The organism is Thermodesulfomicrobium sp. WS (assembly GCF_027925145.1).
Lineage (GTDB): Bacteria > Desulfobacterota > Desulfovibrionia > Desulfovibrionales > Desulfomicrobiaceae > Thermodesulfomicrobium.
Genome location: NZ_AP027130.1, coordinates 743,370 through 758,230, shown reverse-complemented (window position 1 = coordinate 758,230; position 14,861 = coordinate 743,370). Strand labels below are relative to the sequence as shown.

Annotated in this window: 13 protein-coding genes and 4 tRNA genes; 15 read left to right on the top strand and 2 right to left on the bottom strand. The window is 64.0% G+C overall.

The features are described 5' to 3' along the window. Positions 1-8 precede the first annotated feature (8 nt). From QMF81_RS03695 to QMF81_RS03650, 10 genes are all read left to right on the top strand, one after another. Entirely contained in the window at positions 9-1,241 is a 1,233-nt protein-coding gene (locus QMF81_RS03695; RefSeq protein ID WP_281752122.1) for an L-serine ammonia-lyase, read from the top strand. 35 nt (positions 1,242-1,276) lie between these two features. Next, positions 1,277-1,362, top strand: a tRNA-Leu gene (locus QMF81_RS03690). A gap of 71 nt (positions 1,363-1,433) precedes the next feature. Beyond that, positions 1,434-2,366, top strand: coding sequence for an amino acid ABC transporter permease (locus QMF81_RS03685; protein WP_281752120.1), 933 nt, complete (start codon positions 1,434-1,436; stop codon positions 2,364-2,366). Next, positions 2,278-3,081: a transporter substrate-binding domain-containing protein gene (locus QMF81_RS03680; protein WP_281752118.1), complete on the top strand. Its 804-nt coding sequence runs from the start codon at positions 2,278-2,280 to the stop codon at positions 3,079-3,081. Before QMF81_RS03685 ends, QMF81_RS03680 begins: the two co-directional genes overlap by 89 nt. Further along, positions 3,078-3,998: an amino acid ABC transporter permease gene (locus tag QMF81_RS03675; RefSeq protein ID WP_281752116.1), complete on the top strand. Its 921-nt coding sequence runs from the start codon at positions 3,078-3,080 to the stop codon at positions 3,996-3,998. Before QMF81_RS03680 ends, QMF81_RS03675 begins: the two co-directional genes overlap by 4 nt. 18 nt (positions 3,999-4,016) lie before the next feature. Continuing rightward, positions 4,017-4,092, top strand: a tRNA-Lys gene (locus QMF81_RS03670). 5 nt (positions 4,093-4,097) lie between these two features. Then, positions 4,098-4,173: transfer RNA gene (locus QMF81_RS03665), tRNA-Glu, on the top strand. 9 nt (positions 4,174-4,182) lie between these two features. Continuing rightward, a tRNA-Glu gene (locus QMF81_RS03660) sits at positions 4,183-4,258 on the top strand. A 175-nt stretch (positions 4,259-4,433) separates the two neighbouring features. Further along, positions 4,434-5,495, top strand: coding sequence for a hypothetical protein (locus QMF81_RS03655; protein ID WP_281752115.1), 1,062 nt, complete (start codon positions 4,434-4,436; stop codon positions 5,493-5,495). Continuing rightward, positions 5,492-8,125, top strand: coding sequence for a cytochrome ubiquinol oxidase subunit I (locus QMF81_RS03650; RefSeq protein ID WP_281752113.1), 2,634 nt, complete (start codon positions 5,492-5,494; stop codon positions 8,123-8,125). Before QMF81_RS03655 ends, QMF81_RS03650 begins: the two co-directional genes overlap by 4 nt. Here QMF81_RS03650 and nagZ read toward each other — a convergent pair. Further along, positions 8,122-9,270 (bottom strand): beta-N-acetylhexosaminidase, encoded by a 1,149-nt coding sequence (nagZ, locus tag QMF81_RS03645; protein ID WP_281752110.1) that lies wholly within the window; start codon positions 9,268-9,270, stop codon positions 8,122-8,124. The two genes, QMF81_RS03650 and nagZ, sit on opposite strands and share 4 nt — an antisense overlap. Positions 9,271-9,498: 228 nt before the next feature. Here nagZ and cimA point away from each other — a divergent pair, with 228 nt between their 5' ends. Beyond that, the gene (gene cimA, locus QMF81_RS03640; protein WP_281752108.1) at positions 9,499-11,112 is read left to right on the top strand and encodes a citramalate synthase; all 1,614 of its coding nucleotides are present in this window, start codon (positions 9,499-9,501) and stop codon (positions 11,110-11,112) included. A gap of 37 nt (positions 11,113-11,149) precedes the next feature. Here cimA and QMF81_RS03635 read toward each other — a convergent pair whose 3' ends face one another. Further along, positions 11,150-11,389 carry a hypothetical protein gene (locus tag QMF81_RS03635; protein WP_281752106.1) on the bottom strand — a complete coding sequence of 80 codons (240 nt, stop codon included), beginning with the start codon at positions 11,387-11,389 and terminating at the stop codon, positions 11,150-11,152. A 179-nt stretch (positions 11,390-11,568) separates the two neighbouring features. Here QMF81_RS03635 and QMF81_RS03630 point away from each other — a divergent pair, with 179 nt between their 5' ends. The 4 genes from QMF81_RS03630 to QMF81_RS03615 are packed head-to-tail and all read left to right on the top strand — an operon-like array spanning position 11,569 to position 14,831. After that, a complete protein-coding gene (locus QMF81_RS03630; protein WP_281752105.1) occupies positions 11,569-13,167 on the top strand; it encodes a peptide chain release factor 3 in 1,599 nt (532 codons plus the stop codon). Then, positions 13,164-14,060, top strand: a complete 897-nt coding sequence (locus QMF81_RS03625) for a zinc dependent phospholipase C family protein (RefSeq protein ID WP_281752103.1) — start codon at positions 13,164-13,166, stop codon at positions 14,058-14,060. Before QMF81_RS03630 ends, QMF81_RS03625 begins: the two co-directional genes overlap by 4 nt. Next, positions 13,999-14,358, top strand: a complete 360-nt coding sequence (locus QMF81_RS03620) for a hypothetical protein (protein ID WP_281752101.1) — start codon at positions 13,999-14,001, stop codon at positions 14,356-14,358. Before QMF81_RS03625 ends, QMF81_RS03620 begins: the two co-directional genes overlap by 62 nt. 41 nt (positions 14,359-14,399) lie before the next feature. Then, a complete protein-coding gene (locus QMF81_RS03615; protein WP_281752099.1) occupies positions 14,400-14,831 on the top strand; it encodes a peptidylprolyl isomerase in 432 nt (143 codons plus the stop codon). Positions 14,832-14,861: the final 30 nt, after the last annotated feature.

The following is a 14,861-nucleotide window of genomic DNA, read 5'->3' as shown; positions in this document are numbered from 1 at the left end:
AGTCCACGATGCAGTCCCTGCGAGAACTCTACCGTATCGGCATGGGCCCCTCCAGCAGCCATACCATGGGTCCGCGCCGGGCCGCGGAGGTCTTTCGGCAAAAACATCCGGACGCCGCCCGCGTGCGCGTCACCCTGCATGGGAGCCTCGCCGCCACCGGCAAAGGCCACTTGACGGACCAGGCCATCCTCCAGGGACTTGCCCCCCTGCAGGCGGAAATCCTCTGGGATCCCAAGCCGCTGGCCTTTCATCCCAATGGCATGACCTTCGAAACCCTCTCGGAGCAGGGCACCCCCACGGCCACCTGGACGGTGTTCAGCATCGGCGGCGGAGAGATCCGCGAGCCAAGCGGCCAGGTGGAACCGGCGCCGTCCATCTACCCCCTGCGCCACATGGCCACGATCCTCGCCTGGGCGCAGGACTCCGGCCGCCCCTTCTGGGCCTTGGTGGACGACGTGGAGCCGGACATCTGGGAATACCTGGCCAAGGTGTGGAGCGCCATGCGCGCCGCCATCAGCGAAGGCAGCAAGGCCGAAGGGGTGCTCCCCGGAGGACTCAAGCTCCAGCGCAAGGCCAAGTCCGTCCTTGCCCGCGCCAAGAACCTGCGTGGAAGCATGCGGCGCACGGCCCTGCTTACCGCCTACGCCCTGGCGGTGGCGGAGCACAACGCCGCAGGCGGCATGGTGGTTACCGCCCCCACCTGCGGGTCATGTGGGATCGTACCGGCGGTGCTCGCCTATCTCCACAAGGACATGGAACTGGACGAAACGGACATCCTCCGGGCCTTGGCCACGGCAGGGCTGGTGGGCAACATCGTCAAGACCAATGCCTCCATCGCCGGGGCGGAGGTGGGCTGCCAGGGCGAAGTGGGCGTGGCCTGCGCCATGGCCGCCGCCGCTGCGGCGCAGATCCTCGGCGGATCTCCGGCTCAGGTGGAATACGCCGCCGAGATGGGTTTGGAGCACCACTTGGGGCTCACCTGCGACCCTATCCTGGGGCTGGTGCAGGTCCCCTGCATCGAGCGCAACGCCTTTGCCGCCATCCGTGCCCTGTCCGCCGCGGAGTATGCCCTGCTCACCGACGGCCGCCATCTCATCAGTTTCGATCAGGTGGTGGAGGCCATGCAGCAGACCGGCCACGACCTTCCTTCCCTGTACCGGGAGACCGCGCAAGGCGGACTGGCCCGGGTGTTCCAAGGCTCCGAGAAAACTTCAAAGAGCCTCTCTTCCCAAGGCGATTGACCCAGGCAGACACTGCGCCTACAGTCGCCTTTCCTGCCCGGGTGGTGGAACGGTAGACACCAGGGACTTAAAATCCCTTGGCTTTCGGGCCGTGCGGGTTCAAATCCCGCCCCGGGCACCATCGCCCCCATGCGCACCTCTGCTCCCCATGGGACTGCCTCCAGTTTTGCGATGATGGACTTTTTCCACCCTGTGGCGTACTACGAGGGTATGCTGTTTGGCGTGCGCATTCCATTATGCTGGAGGATCTGGTGGCACCATCCGGGATGGGTGTGGGCGCGGGTGCTGCTCACCCTGGCCGTCCTCGGGTGGCTGCTCATACGTGGAGCGGAGCACGTGGGCTACACCTGGCAATGGAGCCGGCTCTGGCCGTATGTGCTCCGCACCCAGGACGGTCTCGCCCCGGGCCCCATCCTCCTCGGTCTTGCCCAAACCATCCAGGTGAGCCTCTGGGGGCTTGGCGGCATGGCCCTGGGAGCCGTGAGCCTTGCCCTCATGCGGCTATCGGCCTCGCCCGTGGCCCGCGCCGTCTCCCGGGTGGTGCTGGATGCAGTGCGCAACACCCCGCTCATCGTCCAGATTTTCTTCCTCTATTTCGTCGCCGCCCCGATCCTCGGCATTGACCGATTCGTCACCGCCATCGTGGCCCTGGCCCTGTTCGAGGGGGCGTATGCCTCGGAGATCCTGCGCGCCGGCATCCTGGCCGTACCCCAAGGCCAATGGGAAGCCGGACGCAGCCTGGGCCTGTCCTCCTGGCACCTGTGGACTCGGGTCGTCCTGCCCCAAGCCGTGCGCACGGTGCTTCCTGCATTGGTGAACCAAGGGGTCTCCCTCATCAAGGACTCTGCCCTGGTGTCCACCATCGCGGTCTACGACCTCACCATGCGCGCCGGCGCCGTGGTGGCGGAGACGTTTCTCGTCTTCGAGACCTGGTTTTTCGTCGCCGGCATGTATCTCGTGCTCACGGGAACCCTCTCGTGGGTCGCATTCCGCATGCACGGTCCCTCATCCCTCAACCCGCTTTCTGGAGGTTGTCATGCGCCATCGTGTACGTTCCTTGCTGCTTCTTGCCATGGTTCTTTTGGGTTTCGCCGCGCCAAGCTCGGCACAAAACACCTTGGATGAAGTCGTGCGCCGTGGGGTGCTTCGGGTCGGATTCGACACCTTCGTCCCCTGGGCCATGAAGGACAAAAACGGCGAGTACATGGGCTTTGAAATCGACGTGGCCCGCAAGCTGGCCGAAGACATGGGGGTACAGGTGGAATTCGTGCCCACCAAGTGGTCGGGCATCATCCCGGCGCTGCTGGCCGGCAAGTTCGACATCATCATCGGCGGCATGGGCATTACGCCGGCACGGAACCTCAAGGTCAATTTCAGCATCCCCTACGAGTTCTCCGGCATGTCCATCGTGGCCAATGCCCAAACAGCATCCCACAAGACAAGCCTCGATGCCTTCAACAGCCCGGACGTCGTCATTGCGGTGAAGACCGGCGCCACCTCCGTGGCCGCGGTCCAGAAGTTCATGCCCAAAGCCACCATGCGCATGTTCGAGGACGAGGCCCAGGCCCTCCAAGAGGTCCTCACCGGCCGCGCCCACGCCATGGTGGCCTCGGCGCCCTTCCCCGAACACCAGGCAGTACGCCACAAGGACCGCCTCTATCTGCCCCTTGCGGGCCAGACCTTCACCCGCGAACCCATCGGCTTCGCCGTGCCCAAGGGCGACCACGACTTCCTCAATTTCCTCAACAACTGGATCACCATCCAGCAAACCCAAGGCTGGCTGGAAGAGCGCTACACCTACTGGTTCCGCACCCTGGATTGGCAGTCGCGCCTCCAATGAAAAAGACTCGCAGGCCACGGCGCCGGCTGTGGCCTGACTTTCTCATCCTCCTCACCCTTGCCGCCGCCGGGGCAGGGATCGCGCTGCGCGCCCAACACCAGGTGCCCTACGATTGGGACTGGAAATCCCTTGTCCCCTATCTCGTACGCACCGAACCTGCGCTTGCCCCGGGGCTGCTTCTCCAAGGGGTTGCCCAAACCCTGCGTCTTTCCTGCTGGGGCGGACTGATCGCCATAGTCCTTGGCGCCGTGGGCGGGCTGTGCCGGGTGAGCCACTGGCCGTATCTGCGCGCCCTCTCGGCATGCCTCATCCACGGCATCCGCAATATCCCGCCGCTGGTGCTCGTCTTTCTCGGCTATTTCTTCCTCGCGGACCAGATCCCGTTGCTCAGCCACCTGCATAGCGCCGCCCGCACCGCCACCGGCACTATTCGGGGCCTCTTGGAATTTGCCTTCGGCCCGGTGAGCCAGATGCACGCCCTGTGGTCCGCAGCGTGCATCTTGGGCCTCATGGAGGGGGCCTACGTGGCCGAAATCGTCCGGACCGGCATCGAATCCATCCCCCGCGGGCAATGGGACGCCGGCTCTGCCCTCGGGCTCTCCCAAGGGCAAATCCTGCGCCACGTGGTCCTGCCCCAGGCGCTGCGGGTCATGGTGCCGCCCTTGGCGGGGCAAGGCATCTCCACCGTCAAGGATTCCGCCATCATGGCGGTCATTTCCATCCAGGAGCTCACCTTCCAAGGCATGCAGCTCATGGCCACCACCTACCGCACCTTCGAGGTCTGGACCGCAGTGGCCGTCATCTATTTCCTTCTCACCACCGTGCTGTCCTCCTTGGCCCAGATGGTCGAGGGCCGTCTTGCCCGCGGCCACGCGAGCATGCAAAATCGGTTGACAGCAGCCGAGCACTCCCGCTAAGGGCGGCTTCTCGACATCGGGCCGTTAACTCAGACGGTAGAGTATCTGCCTTTTAAGCAGAGAGTCGAAGGTTCGATCCCTTCACGGCCCACCACGTGCGTCCCCATCGTCTAGTGGCCTAGGACACCGGCCTCTCACGCCGGTAACAGGGGTTCAAACCCCCTTGGGGACGCCACTCTTCCGGGTCCCCATCGTCTAGTGGCCCAGGACATCGGCCTCTCACGCCGGTAACAGGGGTTCAAATCCCCTTGGGGACGCCACAGCGGACCACGGCCTTGCCACACCCACGCGGCAAGGCCTTTTTTTTGATGCCGCTGCGGCCTAAATCCCACTGCCCGGCTCTCCTTTGCCCAATGCGCCCAGCCCTTTGACGGAAGGCCAGAAGCTCTGCTATGGCGCGCGTCATCCTGTCCTTATTTCCTCCAAGGAGCGCGTATGGATGCAAGCCGCCTCATTCCCCAAGCCCTCGCCGTCCCGGTAGAGCCAGGATGGTTCGTGGTGCTGCAATTCGTCACCCTCGTCGTCCATTTCCTGTTCATGAACCTCATGCTCGGCGGAAGCCTCATCGCCGTGGCCGTAAGTCTCGCACGCGGCGGCGCCCCCGCACCGGCCACGGAAACCCTGGCCACCAAGCTCCCGTTCACCATCGCCTTTGCCGTCAACTTCGGCGTGGCGCCGCTGCTCTTCACCCAAGTACTCTACGGCCAATTTCTCTACACCAGCAGCGTGCTCATGGCCGTGCCCTGGATCTCGGTCATCGCGCTGGTGATCCTCGCGTATCTCGCCGCGTATCTGGTGGATTTCCGCTACCACGAGCTCGGCGGCGCCCGCACGGCGGTCTTTGCCTTCATGGCCGCATGCCTGGCCACCGTGGCCTTCATCTACACCAACAACATGACCCTGATGCTCGCCCCCGCCCGCTGGCAGGCCTATTTCCACAATCCCCACGGGACCATCCTCAACCTGGAAGACCCCACCCTGGCTCCCCGTTACCTCCACTTCGTCCTGGCCTCAGTGGCTGTCGCCGGACTGGGGCTGGCTTGGGCCGCGCACCGGGGATGGCTCTCTGCCCAATGGGTATCCCATGGCCTTACCTGGTACGCCGGTGCTTCCATGGGGCAATACGCCACGGGCATGTGGTTCTACTCCGCACTCCCCCAGCACGTCGCCCACGCCATCGGTGGCGGCACGATGCTCCCCACACTCACCTTCGCCCTCGGCGCCATCCTTGGTCTTGTCAGTATTGCTACGGCCTTGCAAAAACGCCTGGCAACCACCACCGGGCTGCTGCTCACCACAGTCATCCTCATGGTGGCTCTACGGGATATGATCCGTGATCTCTATCTCGAACCCTACTTTTCCGTCTACCAACGCACGGTAACCCATGAGTATGGATCGTTGATCATGTTCCTTGCCACATTCATCGTTGGCATCGGCGTCATCGTATGGATGATCCGAGCAGTCATTGCCGATGGGCACAAGGAGGTGCGGTCATGAACTTTCCAGTCTGGGAACTCAATGCAGCAGGCGGGGGACTGCTCGTAGCGCTCATTGCTATATTTCATGTCTACATCGCCCACTTTGCCGTAGGCGGCGGACTCTTTTTGGTGACGATGGAACACTGGGCGTACCGCACGGGCGACAACCATCTTTTGGAATACATCAAGCGGCATACCAAATTTTTCCTCATCGTTACCATGGTACTGGGAGGAATCACTGGAGTCGGCATTTGGTTCATCATATCGCTGCTCTCCCCCCATGCCACGAGCATTCTCATCCATACATTCGTTTTCGCCTGGGCCACGGAATGGGTCTTTTTTGCCGGCGAAATCATCTCTCTTTTTCTCTATTTCTATCTCTTCGGAAAGATCCAGCGCAGGCTGCACTTGGCCATTGGCTGGGTCTATTTTGTGTGCGGATGGATGTCGCTCTTCATGATCAACGGCATCATCGGCTTCATGCTCACGCCTGGAGACTGGCTGACCACCCGCAATTTCTGGGACGGATTCTTCAACCCGTCCTTCTGGCCGGCGCTGGTCTTCCGCACGGCCTTTGCGCTCTCGCTGGCCGGCCTCTACGGTCTGGTCACCGCGGCATGGGAAAAGGACAACGCCGCCCGTGAGCGCCTGGTGCGCCTCAACGCCCTCTGGCTCATCCTGCCCTTTGCCGCGCTGCTCCCGTCAGGATGGTGGTATCTCCAGGTCATCCCAGAGGCCCAACGGCTGCTCATCCTTGGCGGCAATCCAGAGATCCCGCGTCTCTTTACCACCTTGTACGGGGTCTGCGCCCTGCTCGTGGCCGGCGGCCTGATCCTGGCCATCCGCATGCCCGCGCAGCTCAAGCGTTCGGCGGCAGTGGCCCTGCTCGTTATGGGCATCGCCTCCCTGGGGAGCTTCGAATGGATCCGCGAGGCCGGACGCCGGCCGTATCTCATCGTCGGCCACCTCTTTTCCAACGGCGTGCTCCAAGACGATGTCCCGATGCTCTCCCAAGGCTACCTCAAGGCCTCGGCCTGGAACCAGTATGCGGATCTCACCGATCCTCTGGCCGCCGGAAAAGAGCTCTTCCGCGGGCAATGCGCCGCCTGTCACTCCATCGGCGGGCCGCTCAACGACATCCGCAAGCTCTCTGCCTCCTTCGGGCTTATGGGCATGGAGAGCCTGCTTACCGGCATGGGCAAGATCTACGGCTACATGCCGCGCTTTGTGGGCACCGCGGCCGAGCGCCACGCCCTGGCCAGTTATGTGGCGAGCCTCACCCCCCGGGTGGAGGAACCCATGCTGCCGCGGCCAGCCCTCGACCAATCCATCCCTGCGTTTTCCAAGGAAACGTCCGAATACGTGCTGCTTGCCTGGTGCACCTTGGGCGAAAAATGCATCTCCGATTGTGACGCCCAGTTTTCGCTCCTGCCGCCCGGAAGCACGCTCATGGCGCAGCTCGTGCGACGCGGCCCGCTACCGCAACTGGTCTCCGAAGGCGTCGAGTTGCGCTACATCGCGCCCCCAGGCCACGAGCACCCCAGCGGCCAGGTGGATTTTTGGAAGTACGCCAAGAGCCTGGTCGGCAAAGAGCTCCCTGCGGACACCAGCGCCAAGGGGCTCACTCCTTCCGGGGTGATGCACCTGGTGGAAGGGCAGGCGCTCTTTATGGCCAACGGCATCCCGGCCCTGCCGTACCGCGACGACGGCGTCATCGACCCGTATCCCGTGTGGACCGTGGAAGCCCGAGATGCGGCAAGCGGCTCGCTTCTGGCCTCCACCCAAGTGGTCCTGCCCGTATCCACGGAAATCGGCTGTAAAAACTGCCATGGCGGCACCTGGCGCCGGCAGGGGGCCATGGGCATTGCCGCCACCACAGCGTCGGACATCCTCGCCCGCCATGACCGCCGCCACCAGACCAAGCTCATGGCCACGGCCCAGGCCGGCGCCCCGGTCCTGTGCCAGAGCTGCCATCCGGATCCGCTCTTCGGCGCCAAGGGCAACCCCGATCTCCTCAACCTCCCGGCAGCCTTGCACGGCTTCCACGTCCACTACCTGGCGGACCGGCCTGGGGCCGAGCCCTGCCACGCCTGCCATCCCACCGGGCCCACCAGCTATAGCCGCTGCGCCCGCGGCGTCCACGCCCAACGCGGGATGACCTGCGTCTCCTGCCACGGCACCCTGGAAGACCACGCCCTTTCGCTCCTTCGTGCCGAGGCCGACGCCGGCAAACCCAAGGCCAAGCGTCTCATGCAAGGCGTGCGCCCCCGGAGCGTGGATTCGGTGGAGGCCGTCCAACCGCGCACGCCCTGGAAAGACGAGCCCGATTGCCTCACCTGCCACCAGAACTTCACCCGCCCGCAGGACAAAGGGATCTCGGCGTTCAACACCTGGGCCCGAGGGGAAAAGGAGCTCTATCGCAGCCGTACCGACGACGCGGGCCTGCACTGTCCGGTCTGCCACGGCCCCACGCACGCCGAATATCCGGCGCAAAACCCCTTCGCCAGCCAGCGGGACGCCATCCAGCCGCTGCAGTACCAAGGCATCTCCGCGCCCATCGGCGCCCGAGGCAATTGCGCCGTGTGCCATACCATGGACATGGAGTACGAATTCCACCACGAAAACATTCTGGCCAATATGGCCAACTAATCCTCCAGGCGGGTGCGCGCCTCCGGGCCGCGCCCGCCCGCAGGCAGTTCCGCCTTCAGGTGCATGATGCGCCGCCACGAGGCCTCGATGCGCTGCGGAGAAAGACGCCCCGCAGCCACGGCGGCCTCCAGGGCCTGTACCACGCGGGGGACCACATCGGGGGCGTACTGGAGGTTGTTGCCCACCAGGAGCATGTCCACACCAGCGGCCACCGCCCGGACGGCCGCTTCCTCCAGGCCGAAATGGTCGGTGATGGCCCGCATCTGCAGATCGTCGGAGATGACCACGCCATCAAACCCCAGTTCTTGACGCAACATCCCGGTGACGATGGCGGCCGAAAGCGTCGCCGGCGCGGCGGCGTCCTTGCTGCGCACAAAGAGATGGCCCGTCATGACGCATGAGGCCACCCCTGTGGGCAGGATGCGCGCATAGGGGATGAGTTCGGCCGGGCTCCAGGTGGCGGTGACGTCGGTGATGCCGAGGTGCGAATCCGTGCGGGCGCTGCCATGCCCGGGAAAGTGTTTGAGGCAGGCAAGTACCCCCTGACTTCGCAGCCCCTGGGCAAAAGCCAGGGCGTGGCGGGCCACGGCCTGCGGGTCTGCGGCAAAGCTGCGGCCCAAGGCCCCAATGGCCGGACTTTGCGGGTCCACCGCCACGTCCACCACCGGGGCAAAATCGAGGTTGATCCCCACGTCCGCCAGCATGGCGCCGGTACGCTCCCCCCACCTGCGGGTGGCGGCCTCAGTCCCTTGGCCCATCTCCCAGGCGGACGGTAGCGCCGGGAAACCATGTTCCTCCCGCAGCCGCCGTACCCGGCCGCCCTCCTGATCCACACCGATGAAAAGCGGAATGGACGCGGCCGCCTGCAAGGATGCGGTCAGCGTGCGCACCTGCGCTGGGGAAAGGATATTGCGCGCGCCACCAGAAAGTACGTCCCGGTCGAAAAGGATCACCCCGCCGATATGAAAGGCCTGGATATCCCGCACAATCGGCGCGTCTTCGGTGATCTCGGCCCCTCGGAACCCTACCAGAAGCATTTGGCCAAGCATGGTGCGCAGATCCGTCTCGGCCCCCGCCCGAGCCGGCAGAATCAAGGCCAAAAGCGCCCCCGTCACCGCCCAAGCCCACCACCTGCCTCTCTTCATCCCTTCTTCTCCCTGCGCCGAATTCGCCGAACACCCTGCTTGACAATCGATTATCTACCACATACCGGGGAGCCATGCACACCACGCTATGCCCCATTCTTTCCATTATCGGCATGATCCGTATCGCCAGCGGGCGGTTCGGGGCGGCGTGCGCGTAACAGCCACATAGACCACACAGCACCACCCCGGACCCTCGGCCCGGGGTTTTTTTATGACGACGGGGGCCATATGATCCAGATCTACGACACCACCCTGCGCGACGGCAATCAAAGCGAGGAGATCTCCTTCTCCACGGATGACAAGCTGCGCATCGCCACCAAGCTCGATGAACTCGGCGTGGCCTATATCGAAGGCGGTTGGCCTGGGGCAAACCCCAAAGACAAACGCTTTTTCCAAGAAATCCGCCAATATGCCCTAAGTCATGCCCGCATCGCTGCTTTTGGCTCCACCCATGCGGCCAAGACCTCCGCGGACAAAGACACCAACCTCACCGAACTCATCGCCAGCCAGGCCCCGGCACTCACCATCTTCGGCAAGACCTGGGACATCCACGTCACCGACGCCCTCAAGATACCGCTGGAGCGCAACTTGGAGCTCATTGCCCACTCGCTGCGCTTCCTGCGCCCCCATGCCGCGGAACTCTTCTACGACGCCGAGCATTTCTTCGACGGCTTCAAGGCCAATCCGGCCTACGCCCTCGCCTGCCTGCGCACCGCCCACGAAGCCGGGGCCGACGTGCTCGTGCTCTGCGACACCAACGGCGGCTGCCTGCCGCATGAAATCGCCGCGGCCGTGGATGCCGTGCGGCGTGAACTGCCGGACGCCAAGCTCGGCATCCACACCCACAACGACAGCGAGCTGGCCGTGGCCAACAGCATCGTGGCGGTGCAGCATGGGGCCATCCAGGTGCAGGGGACCATCAACGGCTATGGGGAACGCTGCGGCAATGCCAACCTCTGCTCGGTCATCGCCAATCTGGAACTCAAGCTGGGTATGCCCTGCCTGCCCGAAGGCCGGCTTTGCCGCCTCACGGACACCGCCGAATTCGTGGCGGACGTGGCCAACCTGCGCTCCTTTGCCCGCCAACCCTTTACCGGGAAGTCGGCCTTCACCCACAAGGGCGGCGTGCACGTGGCGGCAGTGCGGAAAAATCCCCGCACCTACGAACACATCCCCCCCGAGGCCGTGGGCAACCGCCAGCGCATCGTGCTTTCCGACCAATCAGGCCAGTCCAACATCCTCTACAAGGCCCGCCAATACGGGTTCGAGCTCGACAAAGGCGATCCCTTTGTCCTGGAGCTCCTCACCGAGCTCAAAAACCGCGAAGATGCGGGATACGAATACGCCGCCGCCGAGGCGTCCTACGAATTGCTCGTCAACCGCGTTCTCGGTCGGGCGAGAACGTATTTTCGCATCGCCGCCATCCGCATCCTCGACTCGCTCTTCACCGAAGACGGCGAGCCCTTTACCGAGGCCACAGTGATGCTTCGGGTGGGCGGCCTATTGGAGCACACCGCCGCCACCGGACGCGGCCCGGTCAACGCCATGGACAACGCCCTGCGCAAGGGTCTGGAGAAGTTCTACCCCGCCTTGGCGGAGATGCAGCTTCTCGATTTCAAGGTACGGGTCCTTTCCCGGCCCAAAAACGGAAACGACACCAGCGGCACGGCGTCTTTCGTGCGCGTGCTCATCGAATCCGGTGACCGCAAGGCGCGCTGGACCACGGTGGGCGTCTCCTACAACATCATTGAGGCCAGCCGCCAGGCCCTGGAAGACTCCATCAACTACAAGCTCTTCAAGGACGACCAGCGCAAGCTCACCCAGGCCATCCGAGAACTCTAAGCCGCCCCCTGAAGGATGTCTCCAGGGGGCACATCCCTCAGGCTTCCCGCACTTCCAGGGCGTCCTCGAAAAAGGCCGTGAGCTTGAGCCTCAGTCCGCCCGCCTCAAGGACCGTGTCCTGGCCCGGAAACAGCTCGAAGGTAGGTTCGAAACTATCGCCCAAAAACACGGCCTTGGCCTCGCCATTGCTTTCCCAGCGGATCTCCGTGCCATCGTCCAGGACCAGGAGTTCCCCGTCATGGAGCCGCACCGGCAAATCACTCTGCGAATAGGACATCTTCATCCCTCCTGCTTCCGGTTTTCCACGGCATTACGTGGAGTTTTTGGCTTCTCCTAGCATGTGCCCTCCCCGGGTCAAGGAAAATCCCCCGTGGCAATCCCCCGCTGCCTGCCAACCTTGACGCAATCCCAGCCGGGCCCTACGTGCCCTGCGCACCTTTTTTCTGGAGACCACCAATGTCCCTTGCCCGAGAAATCCAGCAGCAGGCCGCTCGCCGACGTACCTTTGCCATCATCAGCCATCCGGACGCCGGCAAAACCACCCTCACGGAAAAGCTCCTCCTCTACGGCGGGGCCATCCAGATGGCCGGGGCGGTGAAGTCGCGCAAGGCCGCCCGCCATGCCACCTCCGACTGGATGGCCATGGAGCGGGAACGCGGCATCTCCATCACCACCTCGGTGATGCAGTTCCACTACGCGGATATGGTGATCAATCTCCTCGACACCCCAGGACACGACGACTTCTCCGAGGATACCTACCGCGTGCTCACCGCCGTGGACGCGGCCCTGCTCGTCATCGACAGCGCCAAGGGCGTGGAGTCCCAAACCAAAAAACTCATGGAGGTGTGCCGCCTCCAACGCACCCCGGTCATCACCTTCATCAACAAATTGGACCGCGACGGCCTGCCGCCCCTCGACCTCCTGGCCGACGTGGAGGCCCACCTCGGGGTGGAAACTGCGCCGCTTTCCTGGCCCATCGGCATGGGCAAGCTCTTCCGCGGCACCTACAGCATCGCCGAAAAGCGCCTGCACCTCTACTCCCCCACCCATGGCGGCCGCATCCAGCAGGGAGAGGTGTTTGAAGATGTCCACGACCCGCGCCTGGACGCCATCCTCGGTCCCCAGGCCGACGAATTGCGCGCAGACCTGGAGCTCCTCGCCGGCGCAGGCAATCCCTTCCACCTGGACCGCTACCTCGCAGGACAACAGACGCCGGTATTTTTCGGCAGCGCCCTCAACAACTTCGGCGTGCAGGAACTCCTGGACACCTTCGTGCGCATCGCCCCGCCCCCGCAGCCGCGCCGCACCCTCACCCGGGAAGTGGCCCCCACCGAAGAGGCCTTCTCCGGCTTTGTCTTTAAGATTCAAGCCAACATGGACCCCGCCCACCGGGACCGCATCGCCTTTGTACGCATCTGCTCGGGGAAATTCACCCGGGGTATGAAGCTGCGCCACCTGCGCCTCGGCAAAGACCTCGCCGTCCATAACGCCCTCATCTTCCTCGCCCAGGATCGCAGCGGCGTGGACGTGGCCTATCCCGGCGACATCATTGGTTTACACAACCACGGCACCATCAAGATCGGCGACACCTTCACCCAGGGAGAAGAGCTCAAGTTCGTCGGGATCCCTAGCTTCGCGCCGGAGCACTTCCGCAAGGTGGTGCTCCAAAGCCCCCTCAAGGCCAAACAGCTCCACAAGGGGCTCATCCAATTGGCCGAAGAAGGGGCGGTGCAGGTCTTCCGGCCTTTGTCCTCCAACGACTTCATTCTGGGCGCAGTGGGGCTGCTCCAGTTCGAGGTCATCACCGCCCGACTGGCGGACGAATACGGCGTGGACGCCACCTATCAGCCGACTTCCTGGAACGTCGCCCGCTGGGTGCACAGCAACGATGCCGCCGAGCTTGCGCGCTTCCGGCGGGAGATGCAGCATTCGCTCGCCATGGATGCCGAAGACAACCTCGCCATACTGGTGGACAGCGCCTGGCGACTGGACTACATTGCCGAGAAGTGGCCCGGCATCGTCTTTGCCGCCACTCAGGAAAAACGCTGCATATGATTTTCTTTGCCTTCGTTCTTGTGGCCGCCGCGGCCCTATTTCCCTCAGAGGCCCTGGCCTGGGGGCCGGCCGCCCACCTTGCCATCGGCAACCATATCCTTTCCTCCGTGGAGCTTCTTCCCGCGCACGTGGCCACAGTTCTGGCCGCCCATCCCCGGGCTTTTCTATACGGCTCCCTGGCGGCGGACATCCTCGTAGGCAAAGGCAGCCGCTCGACGCCCCACCACTCCCACAACTGGGACGTGGCGCGACGGCTCCTCAGTCACACGACCACGCCGCGTCTCACGGCCCACGCCTACGGGTATCTGGCCCATTTGGCCGCCGATGTCATTGCCCACAACTATTTCGTCCCCAACATGCTGGGATACTCGGCAGGCCGCGGCAAGCTCGCCCACTCCTATGCCGAAATGCTCGCAGACGCCCACATCCGCATCCCCAGTCACCAGGGCAGTGCCATCGCCACCCTCGTATTTCCCGAGGCCGACACACTGCTGCGCCAGGCCACCTGCCAGCGCCCGGTCACTTTTCGCCTGAAGAAAGGCATCTTCCAGCACGGGGTGCGCACCCTGGAACACCTCTATCTTGCACCACTGGCACGGCGTCCGCGCACCGCCACCCTGGCCCGGCACAGCCTTGACCTCGCCCTGCGCCTGGTATGGACAACCCTCACGGACCCACGGCATGGCGCGGCCATGGGGCACGACCCCATCGGTGCCGAACGCCTTTTCGCCATCCGCCATTTCCACCGCCGCCAGCGCCGCTTCTACGACCTGCACGAGCGGGGCATCATCTTTCCCCTGGCCGCAGACCTTACTTCCCTGGAGGGCCGCCATGAAAGCCTTGATCGATTTTTTGCAGAGCACCGCCCAAACCATTCGCGGCATCGAGACTGAGGCGGAAATCGCCCTGCACCAGGACAAAGACGCTGCCCGCTACCGCGCGCACATGCGCCACAAGGCGCAAATTTTGGCGGACCTTGCCCAAAACGCCGCAGCGTTTCTCCAGGACGTTCCGGAGCCACGCCGACAGGCCATCCAGGGGCGTCTCGAAGCCATGAGCCAAAGCGCCCGGCGCAGCTTGGACCTCGACAGCACCTTTTACATGTCCGCGCTCCTCTACCCTGAAGATCACACGCCCGGCACGCCCAATGATCTGGAAAAATGGGTTGCCGAGCTTGCGCGCCGCGGGTAGGCTCGCGCCATATTCATTCACCCCAACCCCAAGGAGCTTTCATGGCATTGGCAGACGGCACCACCGTGGTGGTCCACTACACCGGCACTCTGGACGACGGCACGCAATTCGATTCTTCCCGCGGGCGCGAACCCCTCTCGGTCACGCTCGGCCAAGGCATGGTCATCCCCGGCTTTGAAAAGGCCCTGCGGTCCATGAACGCCGTGGGCGACACCTGCACCACCACCATCCCCTACGCCGAGGCCTACGGCCCGCACCATGAGGAGATGGTCCTCACCGTACCCCGGCAGTCCTTCCCGAGCCACATCCCTGCCCAGGTGGGCGAGCAGATCATTCTGCGCTCTCCCGAAGGCCACGAAATCCCCGCGGCCATCGTGGAGGTGAGCGAGGAGTCCGTCACCATCGACGCCAACCATCCCCTGGCTGGCCAGGACCTGACCTTTGAAATCGAAGTGGTACGTATCGACGCCTAGCGGACGCGCAGCCCTTCCCGACACCTTGCC